Origin of the sequence: Nocardia otitidiscaviarum NBRC 14405 (assembly GCF_000308635.1) — a bacterium.
GTDB classification, from domain to species: Bacteria; Actinomycetota; Actinomycetes; order Mycobacteriales; family Mycobacteriaceae; genus Nocardia; species Nocardia otitidiscaviarum.
Window position 1 is genome coordinate 1 of the sequence record NZ_BAGD01000277.1, and the last position, 14,759, is coordinate 14,759.

The following is a 14,759-nucleotide window of genomic DNA, read 5'->3' on the forward strand; positions in this document are numbered from 1 at the left end:
CCCGCCCCGGCCACGCTCGCGCACCGCCGCCGCTGGCTGGCCCGCCAGGAACAGCGCGATCCGCTGCCGCAGCACTTCCGCGGCGTCCCCGGCCCCACCGCGGCCGCGGTGCCGACCGGACGACGACTCACCGGTTGGGCGGCGGGCAGCGGCCGATTCCGCGGCACCGCACGGCATCTCGACGCACCCGAGCAGTCGATCGGCACCGACGAGGTGCTCGTGGCGGTGACCACCGACCCGTCCTGGGCGCCGCTGCTCATGCGCTGCGGCGCGATGGTCATCGAACAGGGCGGCCCGCTCTCGCACGCGGCGATCCTGGCCCGCGAGTTCGGTGTACCCGCCGTCTTCAATCTGCCCGGTGCGGCGCGCGCCCTCGACGGCCGCCCGGTGGAGGTCGACGGCGACACCGGCATCGTGACCCTGCTCGACGAAGGACCCCCGATGCGCACCCACGCTGACGACCGCCGCCGCGCCGAACTGTTCGGCGGCACCGGCTCCCACATCTTCGTCCCCGCCATCATGGGTGTGGGACTGCTGTTCTGGCTCGCCAGTGAACTCCGCGAACTCGTGCGCACCAGCGGCGATGCCTCACGGGCCAAGCGCGCGGGCATCGACGGGCACGCCGTCGCCCGCTTCACCATGGGCCCCGGCACCCCGGATTCGGCCGCGCGCCGCGGTCTGCGCCCGCGGCCGGTGTATCTGCTGATCGCGATCACGCTGCTGGGCGGAGCGCTGTACGTGACCATCGGTTCGATCGCCAACTTCTTCCAGCAGCCCGGGTGGGTGGCCGATATCGCCTGGCTGCTGATCGTCTCGCTCGCGGTGGCGGGCGCGGCGGTGTACTACGGCGTGATCGCGGCGATCGTCTTCGCCCGCTATCCGCGCCCGCCCGCCCGGTGGAGCCGGGCACTCACCAATTCGCTGCTGACCACCCGGCCGGTGGACGGTGACGAGTGGCTGGGGCGCCCCAGTTGGCGTCTCGGCGCGGGCTTCATGGCCGCCACGGCCGCGGCGGCGCTGCTCTCGCTCATCCTCGGCGCGTCCCCGTACGTGGTCGAGGGATTCGACGCCTACGTCGAGAACTGGTTCGCCGGACTGTCGATCCCGTTCTGGACCGACTTCACCGATCGGGCCTTCGCCACCCCGACGGTCCTGGTGTATGTCGTCCTGGTCGGTTTGGCGGCCATGCGCTGCCGTGCCCTGGCGGTGGCCTACGCCGCCGCGACCGGTTTCGGTCTGCTCGCCAGCGTGACCTTGCGCGTCCTCGTCGACCGGCCGCGCCCGCTGGACGGACCGATGGCCGGGGCACTGGATTCGTATCCCTCCGGACATGCGATCCAGGCGGTGATCGTGGCCGGACTGGTGCCGCTCGCGGTGGCGACGCTGCTCGATCGGCGCGGCGTCGTCACACCGCTCACGCTGATCTTCGGCACGGTCGCCGTCGGCGCAGCGGTGAGCCGGGTCGCCGACGGCTGGCATCGGCCCACCGATGTGCTGGGCGGCGCGGCCGTCGGTCTGGCGCTGGTGTTCGGGGCGCGCTGGCTGATCGCCCATGCCGCGCGCCCACGTGGCCTGCCGGGGCTGTCCGTGGTCGCCGGTGCAGCATCGGCACCCACCGCGCGGCGTCGTTCACCTGACGATGTCCGCCGCCTCGGTGGTCCGCATGCTCGCGCATTTCTCGGCCGCGGCCGTGGCGGTGACGCTGGCCGTGCTCACCGTGACCGTCGGCATACCGGCCAGCGAGGAGGGTTTCGTCTTCGGCTCGGCCGTCGAGAAGCCCGCGCAGCTGGCACTCGCGGGCGTGGTATCGGTGGGGGCGTTGCTCGCGTGGCGGTGGGAGGCGATCGGCGCGGTGCTCATCGCCTTCGCGGCCACCTGTCTGGGTATCTTCGCCGCCATCGAGTACCAGCCGAGCTACGCCATGGCGTTGACCGCCGGGGCCATGGTGCCCGCCGTGCTGCTGTGGCTGAGCTGGCAGCATCGGCGCACCGCCGGGGAGCTGGTGGCGCTCGCGCTGGTCACCGTGCTGCTGTTGGCGACCACCTGGTTCGGGGCGAATCGGGTGTACGCCATCCAGTTCGGGCCGACGCATCCGGACAGTTCCGCGCCCGCGCCGGCGGTGGACCGGGTGGACTGGGTGTGGTCGGGGGCGCTGCGCGCGGACGGCATCGCCGTCACCGCACGCCTGGCCGACGGGTATCGGACGGCCGGGCTGCGGATCACCGCCGCGGACGGCTCCGGGACCGTCGACACTCCCGCCGTGGCCGCGGGGGCGCACCGCATCGTGCGCATGGATGCCGCGGGGCTGCGACCCGATACGTCCTACCGGTACACGGTGGTGGTGGACGGCGACGCCGACACCTCCCGTGGCACAGGCCGTTTCACCACGCCGTCGGTGGGCCCGATGTCATTCCGCTTCACCGCCGGGGCCTGCGCCCGGGTGGGCTCCAACGGTGCCGTGTTCGACGCGCTCACCGCTGAGAACCCGCTGTTCCACCTCGCTCTCGGCGATCTGCACTACGGCAATATCGAAAGCACCGAAACCGGACCGTTCTTCGACGCCTACGACCGGCTGCTCACCCAACCGGGCCAAGCCGCCTTCTACCGCAGCGCCCCGATCGCCTACGTCTGGGACGACCACGACTACGGGCCCAACGACGCCGGAGCCGAGGCCCCCGGCCGCGACGCCTCCCGCACCGCCTTCGGCACCACGGTCCCGCACTACGCGTTCCCGTCCCCCGGCGGCACCATCAACCAGGCGTTCACGCTGGGGCGCGTCCGTTTCATCCTCACCGACACCCGTTCCGCGGAAACCGACACCACCATGCTCGGCGCCGAACAACTGGCCTGGCTCATCGACGAGATCGTGCGGTCCAGCCGCACCCACGCCCTGGTGGTGTGGGGCAACTCGATGCCGTGGATCGGCGGCGCCGAACCCGGATCCGACAGTTGGGCCGGACATCCGGACGAGCGGGCCCGCATCGCCGACGCCATCGCGGCCGCCGGGGTGCGCAATCTGCTCATGGTGGCGGGTGACGCCCATATGGTCGCCATCGACGACGGCACCAACAGCGACTACTCGACGACGGGCGGGCACGGTTTCCCGGTCCTGCACGCCGCGGCCCTGGACCGGCCCGGCAATGTGAAGGGCGGGCCCTACAGCGAGGGCGCGTACCCGGGCGGGGGGCAGTACGGGGTGGTGGACGTCGCCGACGACGGCCGCACGGTGACCGTCACGCTCACGGGGAAGCGTTGGGATGGAACGGTTCTGGTCGACTACGAGTTCACGGTGAGCGCTGCCGCACCGTAACGGGTGGGGCCGCCGCGGGCAGATGCGGCGCGGGCCGTGTCGTTTGTGGTCCGCGCCGCTCACGGCGCGACGAGGCGCACTCCGGAGACCAGGGTGGGTTCGATGATGATCACGGTATCCATGACGCGGTCGACCCACGGGCGTAGCAGCCGCTCGTAGCGTTCGATCCGATTCGGATCGGTGAGGACGCGGGCGAAACCGGTGACGACGACCGACCAGCCCACGCGCCGAATCGGATCGATATCGTCGGCCTCGAAGGCGACGACCGTGTTCTGGCGGGCGCGCACGGTGGCGCTCAGGCCGGAATCGACCCGGGTGCGCACCACCACGATCTCCCCGTCACCGACCAGATGGTTGACCGGGCGAATGGCGGGCAGCGCATTGCGGGTGAACACCACACGGCCGAACGGCACCGAGGCGAGCAGACTCATCGCCTCGGCTCGGTCCAACTCCACCAACTGGTGTTCCTGCTCGGTGGAAAACACGCGGCGGTCGCCTCCCTGTTACCTCTACTCGTCAACAGTCATCCATCACACCAACGGCCGCGAGTTCGCGACAGGGGAGAAAGTCCTCTGCGCACGGTTCGAGACCCGACTCACGCACCCATGTCCCACTCGGCCGAGCACGATGACCGGAACAACGCCGCGACCTCGTCGTCGCGACACCCGATCATCCGAACGACGCCGTTGTCGTCCGCCTCGCCCGAGGCACCGGATCGATCCTTCTCATATCTCAATGGTCCGCCGGTCGCCCGGCTCGCCGTAGGAGCGATGGTCACCGGCGGCGCCGCCCTTCGGCGACGCTTCGGACCGGTCGCGTCCTCGCCGGGTGGGGACCTTGGTCCCATCGCGGGCGGACGAGGATCAGACCGGGCTGGGGTTGTGCCGACGCACCCGCGCCAGCAGGGTCCGGAACTCCGCTTCGACGGCCTCCGCCAGCACGGAGAGGTCCGCGGTGCTGTCGTAGTCGCCGGTGATGCCGAAGTTCAGCTGGTCGTCGTAGCTGAGAATGGCGATGCCGGTGCGCACGCGCAGCGCGATCGGCACCGCGGGCAGCAGTTCCAGGACCCGCCTGCCGTACATGGTCAGCGGCCGGCGCGGGCCGGGCACATTGGTCGCGACCGCGCCCACTCCGCGCTGAGGCAGATGTCCGAGCAGTCGCACGCCCCAGGCGACGGGTGCGAAGGGCAGCCGGTCCGCCAGCGCCAGCAGCGACTTCTCGGCGTGCGGCGCACCGCTGGCCTTGTGTCGCGCGAGGTGTTCGTGAATGGTGGTCAACCGTTGTACCGGATCGGCGAGATCGAGGGGAAGCAGTGGCAGCATGGCCGACACCCGGTTGTCGGGAACGTATTTCGCGGTGTCGGGGCGCATGGAGACCGGCACCAGGACGCGCAGTGTCTGCGCGGTGGGCTGTTCGCCCCGGTGCAGCAGCAGGGTGCGGTAGGCGGCGGTGATCGCGGCCAGCACCACGTCGTTGACGGTCGCGCCGAATGCCGCGCCGATCTCGCGGGCCTCGCTCAGCCTGGTGCGGGCGATGGCGTAGCGGCGCTGGCGGCCGATGGCCCCGATCAGCGACGACGGCGGCGCGGGCGTGACGGCGGCGTAGGCCACCGGAAGCAGACCGGTCACCAGGCCGAGCAGCTGCCCGGGCAATTCCAGCGGCAGTCGCGCACCCTGGCGCAGGGCGCCGATCCAGCTCGCACCGGTCGACTCGGCGGCTGACGCCGCCGATCCAGCGGACTCGGCGACCGCGGGTGCGACCGGCTTCGGTGCGGCTGTCTCGTCGCACAGGCTCTCGAACAGCGATACGCCCGACACCCCGTCCACCAGGCTGTGATGCGCCTTGATGAGCAGGGCCCAGCGCTCCTTCGCCAGCCGTTCCACCACGACGCACTGCCAGAGCGGGTGATCGCGGTCGAGCCGCTCCGCCAATTCGGTCGCGACGAATTCGCACAGGGCCGCGTCATCCCCCGGATGCGGCAGCGCGGTCCATCGGATATGGTGCGCCACATCGAAATCCGGATCGTCCTCCCAGACGGGGGCAACCAGGTCGAGGGGTCCGCGCCGGACCCGCTGCCGCAACCGCGGCTGCCTGGCCAGCCGACCCGTGATGGCCGTGACGACTTCCGTACGCGTCGGCGGCGGACCCGAGAGGATCGCCACCGCGCCGATACCGAGGCTGACATGCCGGTCGGCGTCCTCGAGCTCCATGAAACTGGAATCCAGCGGGTGTAGTTCGGTCATCGTGCGGGCCTGTCCTGCGAAGTGGGCCACCGGTTTTCCGGCATACTCCAGCGTCGCGCAGTCAGTCACCGCGCACACGGGTCGAACGCAGGACATCGTGGGGACCTTCGTCCATCCCCGCGCCCGCGGTGAGCTCCCGATACAGGTCCAGAATGCGGCAGCGCGACCCCGGCTGCGAGCCCGGTGTCCCCAATGCCGCCGTTGCCGCGGCGATTCCGAGCCGCACCGCGTCATCGAGTCGATAGCCGCGAGCCAGACCCACGGTGGTGCCGCCCACCATGGCGTCACCGGCCCCGATACCGCTGCGCACGCCCACCTGGATCGGCGCGTACCACCGCTCGGTGTCCCGGGTGACCGCGAACGCGCCCGACGCGCCCAGCGATACCAGCACGATCTCGCTGACTCCGCTGTCGACGAGCCCGCGTGCCGCCGCCACCTGGTCGGCGCGCCCGATGAGCGGTCGTCCGACATGGTCGGACAGTTCCCGCACACTCGGTTTCATCAGATGCACGCCGCCGCGCATCGCCCGCAGCGGCGCGCCCGAGGTGTCGAGCACCAGGCGCACGTCGAGATCGGACAGGATATCGGCCAGCCACTGGTAGAAGTCGGCCGGAACGCCCGGCGGCAGCGTGCCGCTGGCGATGACGTAGCGGGCATTGCGCGCCAGCTTCTCCACCGCCGCCAGGCAGCGATGCTGTTCGCGGTTGGTCAGGCGGGGCCCGGGGAATACGAAACGGTACTGCTCGCGCGTGTTCTCATCGGTGACGGCGAGATTCTCCCGGGTGTGTCCGGCCACCGGAACCTTCCGGTAGGCGACTCCGGCGTCGCGCACCAGTTCCTCGAACTGCGCGCCCGCCGGGCCACCCGTCGGGAAGACGGCGGTGACCGGCACATCCAGCGCCGCGACCGTGCGCGCGGCGTTGACGCCGCCGCCACCGGGATCGAATCGCGGTGGCGTACAGCGCATCTTGTCGGTCGCCACGAGACGTTCGGTGCCGGTCGCGATATCGATCGCGGGGTTCATCGTCAGCGTGACGACCGACATGGTTCACCTACTCGCCGGATTTGACTTCGATCGACTTCGCCTGCGACTGCGGCTCGGACATGGGCACCGTCACGGTCAGTATGCCCTTCGCGTAGGTGGCGTCGATGGCGTCCTCCTGCGCACCCGGCGGCAGTGCGACGGTACGTACGAAGGAACCGTACCGGAATTCCGAGCGGCCCTTCTCCTCTTTGCGTTCGATGCGCTCGGCCTTGATGGTGAGCTGACCGTTCTGCACGGACACCTGGGCGTCGGCGGGGTCGATGCCGGGGATCTCGGCGCGGATGACGTAGCGACCGTCCTCGACGGTGTCCTCGACCCGCAGCAGGTGCGCGCCGAACATCGGGACATCCGGCGGCAGTACGGAATTCCACAGATCGGCGACATCGGGCAGCAGCGAACCCGGGTGACGGTGTACGGACAACAGACTCATTTTCTCTCCTCGGTGAACGACCGCAGGGTTACCGCGGTGACCTTGTACTCCGGACAATCGGTGACCTCGTCGGCGGACCGCGAGGTGAGCTCGTTGGTAGGGGCCTGCGGGAAGTGGAAGGCGGTGAAGACCTGTCCGGGCGCGACCTCGTCGGTGGGGCGCGCCGGCAGCACCATCCGGCCGCGGCGGCTGCGGATCTCCACGGGATCACCCGCCGCCACCCCGAGCGCTGCCGCGTCATCGGTTGCGATATCAAGAGTTTCGCCCGCGAGCAGTTCGGCGTTGGGGGTGCGCCGGGTCATGGATCCGGTGTTGTAGTGCGCCAGTCGGCGACCCGTCACCAGGACGAACGGATACTCCGCGTCCGGTTCCTCGCCCGGCGGCAGGTATGGCCGCGCCGCCAGCGCCGCACGGCCGTCGGCGGTGGCGAAGCGGTCCAGGTGCAGGACGGGGGTGCCGGGGTGGCCGGGGTCCGGGCACGGCCAGTGCAGCGGTCCGACCCGGTCCAGCCGATCGTGCGAGATCCCGCCGAAAGCCGGTGTGAGGCGCGCGCATTCGTCCAGCGCCGCCGCGGGGGTCGGGCACCCGGGATCGGCTCCCAGGGCGGCCGCCACCGCGCGCAGGATGTCGAAGTCGGTGCGGACCCCGCCCGGTGGGTCGAGTGCCGGGCGGACGCGTTGGAAGCGGCGGTCGAAATTGACGAAGGTGCCGTCCTTCTCGAGGAACGACGCGGCCGGAAGCACCACGTCCGCCAGTTCGGCGGTGCGCGAAAGGAAGACGTCCTGGCTGATGACGAGTTCACAGGCGGCCAGGGCGGCGCGCACATGTCCGGCGTCGGGGTCGGAGCTGACCAGATCCTCACCGATGACGTAGAGCGCCCGCAGGCCGCCGTCGAGTGCCGCGCCGAACATGGCGGGGATGCGCAGGCCCGGCCGCTCGGGTATCGGCACTCCCCACCCGCGGGAGAACCGCTCGCGCACGGCGGGATCGGCGAGCCGCTGATAGCCGGGCAGCACATCGGGCAGCGCACCCATATCCGATGCGCCCTGCACATTGTTCTGCCCGCGCAGGGGCAGCACCCCGCAGCCGTCCGCGGTGCCGACGGTCCCGCGCAACAGGGCCAGATTGGCCAGGGTGCGCACCCCGTCGGTGCCGTGGGCGTGTTCGGTGATGCCCAGGCCGTACAGGATCACCGGGTGGCGCGCGCTGCCGAACAGGCGGGCGGCGTCGGCCAGCGCCGACGCGGGCACGCCCGCGACAGCGGCCACCCGCTCGGCGGAGTAGTCGGCGAGCAGGGCCGTCAATTCGTCCAGGCCGGTGGTGCGGTCACGCAGATAGTCGTGATCCACCTGGCCGGAGTCGAGCAGCAGGCGGGCCAGCGCGTTGAAGACGGCCACATTCGACCCCGGTACGCCCCGCAGGTGCACATCCGCCAGGTCCGCCAGTTCGGTCCGGCGCGGATCCACCACCACCAGGCGCGCCCCGGCGTGCACCCGGTGCACGATCCGGGAACCGACCACCGGATGCGCTTCGGTGGGATTGGCCCCCGCGACCAGAATGCAGTCGGCGCGGTCGAGGTCGTCGAAGGAGTTGGTGCCGCCTGCGAACCCGAACGACGCGGTGAGCCCGGCCGCGGTCGGTGCGTGGCACAGCCGGGAGCAGTTGTCGATATTGTTGGTGCGCAGGACCGTTCGGGCGATCTTCTGCGCGAGGTAGTTCTCCTCGTTGGTGGCGCGCGCGGAACAGATCATGCCGATGGCGTCGCCGCCGTGGGTATCGCGCACCCGGGTCAGCTCCCGCGCGATGTACGCGAGGGCCTCCTCCCAGGTGGCTGGTCGCAGTGGCGATCCACGCCCTGCCGCGCGCAGCAGCGGTTGGGTGAGGCGGTCACCGGATGTCACGAACCCGTGGGCGAAACGCCCCTTCACACAGGCGTGTCCGCGATTGACCGGTGCGTGGTGGGTCGGGGTCACGGCCACGATGCCCGCCGCGTCGGTGTGCACGTCGAGTGCGCAGCCGACACCGCAGTAGCCGCAGGTCGTGGTGGTCGTCGCGGTCGCGGTACGGCCCACGGCGTGCTTGTCGTAGAGCGCGCCGGTCGGACAGGAGTCGACACAGCCACCGCACGACACACACGGCGACTGCGCCCACGCGCCGCCGTCCCCGGCGGTGACGACGGTGTCGAAGCCGCGACCGGCCAATTCCAGTGCGAAGGTGCCCTGGACATCGGCGCACATGGCGACGCAGCGGCCACAGGCGATGCAGAGGTCCCGGTCGACGCCGATATAGGGATGCGAATCGTCGGTGCCGCGGGTGTGCACGGCACCGGTGAACGCACCCCGCTCGACGCCGACGCTCGCACAGACGCGCACCAATTCACTGCGCTCGGGCGGTATGCCGAGCGCCCGGGCGGGCAGTTCGGAGACGATCAACTCGAGGGTGCCGCGGGCGGCCGCACGGGCCACCGGATCGCCGGGGTCGATCATCATGCCGTCATGGACCGGTGTGGTGCAGGCGGCCACCGCGCGTCGATCCGCGGCGACCAGGCAGATACGGCAGGAACCGCGCGGCACCAGCCGATCGTCGTGGCACAGGGTGGGCAGTTCACGACCGGACGCCCGGATGGCGTCCAGCACCGTCGCCGCGTCGGCGGTCTCGACCGGCGTACCGGCCACGTACACACGGGCCATCACAGTCACCCTCGGTCGTGGATTCCGTAGACGCGCAACAGGCTTCGGACCGCCGCCGCCACCCCGGTGCCGAACGCGCACATGCTGCCGGTGCGCATGATGTCGAGCAGTCGCCGCATCGGCGCGTCGGCGGCGAGTGCGGCGGCGTCCATGCGCTCGGCCAGCTCCTGTCCGCGCCGGGTGCCCACCCGGCACGGGGCGCAGGCGCCGCAGCTCTCCCGGGCGGCGAAGGTCCACAGCTGCCGCAGCAGATCCACGGCGCCGACGGTGTCCGGCACCGCGACCAGGCTGCCGTGTCCGAGGCTCACGCCCCGCTCCGCCAGGTCCGCGGTGGCCAGTCCGATATCGAGTTCGTCGGGGGCGAGGAATCCACCCAGGGGACCGCCGACCTGGAGGGCCCGCAACCGATGTCCGTCGCGCAGCCCGCCGCCGAGGTCCTCGACGATCCAGCGCAGCGAGGCGCCGAACTCCACCTCGTACACGCCGGGGCGGGTGAATTCGGAGTTCAGGCAGACGAGTTTGGTGCCCGTCTCCTCGGGCCGCCCCAGCTTCGCGTACGACTCACCGCAGTTGCGCACGATCCACGGCACCGCCGCGAGGGTCTCGACATTCTGCAGCACGGTCGGACGGCCACCGTAGCCGCATTCGGTCGGGTAGGGCGGTCGGGTCTGCACCGTGCCGCGCAATCCCTCCAGGGAACGCAGCAGCGCGGTCTCCTCACCGGCCACATACGCGCCCGCGCCGATCTGCACGGTCACGTCGAGGTCGAGTCCGGACCCGTGGATGTCGCGGCCCAGCTGCCCCGATGCGCGTGCCTGGTCGATGGCGGCGCGCATTGTCCGCGCCGCCGCCGGATACTCCGAACGGACCAGGACGATGCCCCGGTCGGCCCCCACCGCCGCGGCGCACAGCGCCATCCCCTCCAGCACCCGGTGCGGGTCGTATTCCATGAGCAGCCGGTCGCAGTACGAACCCGGATCGCCCTCGTCGCCATTGGCGATCACATAGCGGGGCCCGGATTCCGGACGGCCGCACGCCATTTGGCGCTCACCACGTACTCGGCGCCGCCCCGGCCGCGCAGCCCCGACCGCACCACCTCGTGCCAGATCTCGTGCTGGCGGCGGGTCTCGAGCACGTCGGTCCACACCTGCCAGGGCTGCGCGCCACCGACCAGTCCGGCGAGCACCACCGGCTCCGCGGCGTGGCAGGCGTAGGGGATCGACGGTGCGGGTGTGCGCTGCGGACCGCTCAACAGGGTATCGCCGTGCAGTTCCGCCGGTGCGGCATAACAGCTTCCGAGGCAGTACACCGATCGCTCGTCCGCGCCCGGTGCCGCCGGGCGGCCACCGCGCGCGACGAAGCATCCGGTGCCGTCGCACACGCTGATCGGTCGCGGCTCGGTCAGATCGGCGTAGAACGACGCGGAGCCGGCCACCGTGGCCAGGGGCAACTGTGCCGCCGTGGCGACGGCATCGATATCGCCGCGCCGGATTTCACCGTGCGCATCGGCCGCGTCCCGCAACCAGCCGGTCACGGAGGCGGCGGAGGCGGTGACGCGGTGCGCCCGAACCGCCGTCCAATCGCGGGGTCGACTCGCCATAGCCACTCCCTCTGCCCCGGCTCATCGGTGGCCGGCACCGACTACTGTGCGCTCGGACACCTCGGTACCGGGAGGGCCGCCCAGCCCACTCCGGCAAGGTCTTTGGTCCCGGCCGTGACGGGCGCGCCGCCTCTACTCGCGCGGTCGCCGAGCACAGACGCTGAGACCATGGACCCGCAGACACCGCAACGACGCCCCGGCCCGCCCCACGGTGCCGACCGACAGCCACCCGTCGTCGTCGGAGTCGACGGCTCCGCCGCCGCATTGCGCGCGGTCGAATGGGCCGCCGCGGCGGCGCTGTCCCGTTCCGCGCCGCTGCGCCTGGTCTACGTGCTCCCGCCCCTGGACCGTCCGCAGTACCGGCCCGGAGGCAGCCGTCATCGGCAAGCGGTCGCCGCGCTCGACAGCGCCCGGCGCACCGCGCTCCGGTCCACGGCGGAGCTGGAGTCGACCGCTCCCCTCGACATAGTTGTCGACATCCGGCACGGCCACGCCGATCGGGAGCTCCTGGAACTGTCCCGGTCCGCCGACCTGATCGCGCTCGGCGCCGCCGATATCGGACTCTTCGCGCATATGGTGCTGGGTTCGACCGCGCTGGCGGTGAGTCGGGCGGCACGCTGCCCGGTAGCCCTGATCCGCCGCACCCCCGCCGGGTCCGGACCGGTGCTGGTGGTGGTCTCGGCCTGGCATACGGCCCGGCCCGCCCTGCGGCACGCCTTCCGGGCCGCCGCGGCCCTGCGCACCGATGTCGTGGTCGTCCGACTCTGGCAGGGTCGTTCCTGGGCCGCCCCGGGCTACCCCGCCCCGGTCGGCGCGGTGGTGTCCGACGCCCGAATCCGGCACTGCCAGCGCGACTTCCCCACCGTCTCGGTGCGGCCGATCACCGTCGTCGGTGACGCGGTGAGCGCCGTCGAACGTTTCAGCTCCGCGGCCCGGCTCGTCGTCATCGGCAACGACGGCACCGTCGACTACCCGTCCCGCCTCCGGCGCATCGCCCGCGACCTCGTCCACCACGCGCCCTGCCCGATATTGCTCATTCCCGACGCGCCCGCCGCACTGCCCCACACGTCGGCCGCGACACAGCCCCGCACGCCGTGACGGGCGCGGCAGCACCTGCTGCCGCGCCCTCCAAAGGTCAACAGCCCGAGAGTCGTTCGGTGCGGGCGCGCAACGCGCGGACGATCAGCACCACGCCCACCGCACCGGACAACGCCGCAACGGCCGCGAGAGCCAGCCGGACGCCGTCGTGCGCGGCGGGTCCCGGAGTGGGGCGCGGCCGAGTCAGCGAACGGGGCACCGCCGCGGTGCCGACGGTGAGAGCGAGCGGGGCCGCGCCCACCATCGGGCTCGTACCCGAGCTTCCGACCCCCAGATGCCACAACCGGTAGTCGTCGGGAGCCGAGACAGACTGTCCAGGAGCGAGGTTCGCCCACGGTCGGCGTGGCTCGACGCGCACCACATGCGTCATGCCGTCGGGTACCGGGGGATCGTCGGGCACGGTGGGAATGACCACTTCGCCCGTCCTCGTCAGCAGGCACAGCATGGGGGTGGCCGGACCGTCGTCGACCGAGACGTCCGCGACATAGGCCCTCATCGGCCGCTCCTCCCCCGCGGGCGCGTACTGTTCCTCCCTAGCGGCGCTGTTCATGGCACACCCCTGATATCGAAAAACACTCCTGTGAACGAGGATTCGGCAGACCGAGCGAATTGAACAGAGTAGTTCGGCACTCGATTCCGGCGCACCAACGCCGCGCAGGGCCGAAAGTCCCGCCCGCACCCCCGTTTCGGCCCTGTCCCACCGCCGATACGGCGGCGGACACTCACGCTATGAGGCATAAACGAGTCGCGGACGTCATGACCCAGGACGTGATCACGGTGCCGGTGGACATGCCCTTCCACGGCATCGTTCGCACCATGGCCGAACATGCCGTCAGCGGTGTCCCGGTCATCGACGCACACCGCCGGGTGGTCGGCATCGTCACCGAGGCCGATCTGCTCGGCCGCCAAGCGGGCGTGGCACCCGCATCCGCCTGGCAGGCCCTGCGCCGCAGACTGTTCACGCGACGCGGCACCGGATACACGGCCGCGGACCTGATGAGCGCACCCGTGGTAACGGTGGACGCCGGGGCCCGGCTCACCACGGCCGCCGCCCTCATGGCGCGCCAGCACGTGAAGCGCCTACCCGTACTCGGCCCCGACCGGATGCTGCGCGGCATCGTCAGCCGCAAGGACCTGCTCAGCGTGTACCGCCGCCCCGACTCGGAGCTCGCCGCGGAAGTCCGTGACGAGGTGCTGCGCCGCGCGATGTCCGTACCCCACTCCGCGGTTTCCGTCACGGTCGACCAGGGTGTGGTCACCCTGAGCGGAACGGTGGAGCGCGGCAGCATGATCGAGATCATCAGGGTGCTCACCGCCGCCGTCGACGGCGTAGTGGACGTCGTCACCGACCTCACCGCGGAAATCGACGAAACCCGACCGGAAACCACGATGGAGAACACCGGCCCCGACGGCACCCTCACCCGTAACCCCTGACCACCCCGGTGACGGGCATCGGCACGGCCGCGCCCGCCACGGGGTGTGTTGTCAGCGCGACGGCACGATCACGCCGTAGTGGCCGTCGTAGCGGTGGTAGACGACGCAGCCGCGGCCGAGGTCGGGGTCGCGGTAGAAGACGAACGGCCAGCCGGTGACCTCCAGGCGGTCGATGGCGCCGGGGAGGTCGGTGACGATCGCGGGGGCCAGGCTGATCATGACCGGGGTGCTGCCGCGGGCGACGTCGTCGGGGCGGGGATCCAGCTGGGCCAGGCGGAAACCGGCGTCGTCGGCGTGGTAGAGCACGCTGTCCTGGCCGGTGCCGGATTCGACGAAAAGGTGGAAATCGTAGTCCAGCAGGTCCATCTCGGCGGCGGCCCCGTCACAGGTCTCGGTACCGAGGGCATAGGACTTGCGGCGCAGCACCTCTCGCTCCTCCACGGGGCGCGGGAAATAGGGCAGCGGGGTCCGAGCCGACGCGCCGTGTCGCCATTCGTGCGGCCGGGTGGGCGTCCGGCGGTGGCGCACCGCCTCCCAGTTCCGGGTCAGGCGTAGCAGACGGGCGCGCAGCCGATCCGCCAGCAGGTCGACCGCCTCCCGGGTCGACGCCGCCCGCACCTGGACCCGGACCGGGCGGCCCTGCATATTCACATTCGCCTGTGCCACCACCGATTCCGATACCGCCGGATCCCGGTGACCGGTGAGCCGCACCCGCGCGGCGAGTACCGGTTCGGGCGCGAACGTCAGGGCGTGCCCGACCTTTTCCCGGGCATAGGCCGCCCCCGCGGCCGAGACGTGGTGACCGACCGACACCGTCAGCATCGACTCCGGCTCCGTTGAACGCTGCAGCAACATCGCAGAACCTCCTTGTCAGGCACTGTGCCATCGCGATCGGCGCGTGCGGAGGGC

The 14,759-nt window shown here is 71.3% G+C and carries 12 protein-coding genes and 1 pseudogene; 4 read left to right on the plus strand and 9 right to left on the minus strand.

Features of this window, described 5'->3' with window-relative positions:
- Positions 1-258: 258 nt before the first annotated feature.
- Both ON31_RS38660 and ON31_RS38325 read left to right on the plus strand, forming a co-directional pair.
- A pseudogene (locus ON31_RS38660) lies at positions 259-1,485 on the plus strand (PEP-utilizing enzyme); the annotation flags it as partial.
- Between the two features lie 178 nt (positions 1,486-1,663).
- On the plus strand, positions 1,664-3,310 hold the full coding sequence (locus ON31_RS38325) for an alkaline phosphatase D family protein (protein ID WP_157533826.1): 1,647 nt from the start codon (positions 1,664-1,666) through the stop codon (positions 3,308-3,310).
- Between the two features lie 59 nt (positions 3,311-3,369).
- Here ON31_RS38325 and ON31_RS31555 read toward each other — a convergent pair whose 3' ends face one another.
- From ON31_RS31555 to ON31_RS37655, 7 genes are all read right to left on the minus strand, one after another.
- Positions 3,370-3,795, minus strand: a complete 426-nt coding sequence (locus ON31_RS31555) for a pyridoxamine 5'-phosphate oxidase family protein (RefSeq protein WP_029928743.1) — start codon at positions 3,793-3,795, stop codon at positions 3,370-3,372.
- 378 nt (positions 3,796-4,173) lie between these two features.
- On the minus strand, positions 4,174-5,553 hold the full coding sequence (locus tag ON31_RS31565) for a wax ester/triacylglycerol synthase family O-acyltransferase (RefSeq protein WP_039818885.1): 1,380 nt from the start codon (positions 5,551-5,553) through the stop codon (positions 4,174-4,176).
- Positions 5,554-5,614: 61 nt separating this feature from the next.
- Positions 5,615-6,598 carry a 1-phosphofructokinase family hexose kinase gene (locus ON31_RS31570; protein WP_051038106.1) on the minus strand — a complete coding sequence of 328 codons (984 nt, stop codon included), beginning with the start codon at positions 6,596-6,598 and terminating at the stop codon, positions 5,615-5,617.
- A 7-nt stretch (positions 6,599-6,605) separates the two neighbouring features.
- Positions 6,606-7,028, minus strand: a complete 423-nt coding sequence (locus ON31_RS31575) for an Hsp20/alpha crystallin family protein (protein ID WP_039818850.1) — start codon at positions 7,026-7,028, stop codon at positions 6,606-6,608.
- A complete protein-coding gene (gene fdhF / locus ON31_RS31580; protein ID WP_039818888.1) occupies positions 7,025-9,718 on the minus strand; it encodes a formate dehydrogenase subunit alpha in 2,694 nt (897 codons plus the stop codon). Before fdhF ends, ON31_RS31575 begins: the two co-directional genes overlap by 4 nt.
- A 5-nt stretch (positions 9,719-9,723) precedes the next feature.
- Positions 9,724-10,758 carry an NADH-ubiquinone oxidoreductase-F iron-sulfur binding region domain-containing protein gene (locus tag ON31_RS37650; protein ID WP_218007415.1) on the minus strand — a complete coding sequence of 345 codons (1,035 nt, stop codon included), beginning with the start codon at positions 10,756-10,758 and terminating at the stop codon, positions 9,724-9,726.
- Positions 10,719-11,318 carry an NADH-quinone oxidoreductase subunit NuoE family protein gene (locus ON31_RS37655; RefSeq protein WP_051038110.1) on the minus strand — a complete coding sequence of 200 codons (600 nt, stop codon included), beginning with the start codon at positions 11,316-11,318 and terminating at the stop codon, positions 10,719-10,721. The genes ON31_RS37650 and ON31_RS37655 overlap by 40 nt, the downstream gene beginning before the upstream one ends.
- 168 nt (positions 11,319-11,486) lie before the next feature.
- Between ON31_RS37655 and ON31_RS31590 the strand changes: the two genes are divergently transcribed.
- Positions 11,487-12,416: a universal stress protein gene (locus tag ON31_RS31590; protein WP_081592886.1), complete on the plus strand. Its 930-nt coding sequence runs from the start codon at positions 11,487-11,489 to the stop codon at positions 12,414-12,416.
- 37 nt (positions 12,417-12,453) lie between these two features.
- Here ON31_RS31590 and ON31_RS31595 read toward each other — a convergent pair whose 3' ends face one another.
- The gene (locus ON31_RS31595) at positions 12,454-12,912 is read right to left on the minus strand and encodes a hypothetical protein (protein WP_147287243.1); all 459 of its coding nucleotides are present in this window, start codon (positions 12,910-12,912) and stop codon (positions 12,454-12,456) included.
- Between the two features lie 233 nt (positions 12,913-13,145).
- Between ON31_RS31595 and ON31_RS31600 the strand changes: the two genes are divergently transcribed.
- Positions 13,146-13,850: a CBS domain-containing protein gene (locus ON31_RS31600; protein ID WP_063821600.1), complete on the plus strand. Its 705-nt coding sequence runs from the start codon at positions 13,146-13,148 to the stop codon at positions 13,848-13,850.
- Positions 13,851-13,901: 51 nt separating this feature from the next.
- Here ON31_RS31600 and ON31_RS31605 read toward each other — a convergent pair whose 3' ends face one another.
- Positions 13,902-14,705 (minus strand): sigma 54 modulation/S30EA ribosomal C-terminal domain-containing protein, encoded by an 804-nt coding sequence (locus tag ON31_RS31605; RefSeq protein ID WP_081592887.1) that lies wholly within the window; start codon positions 14,703-14,705, stop codon positions 13,902-13,904.
- Positions 14,706-14,759: the final 54 nt, after the last annotated feature.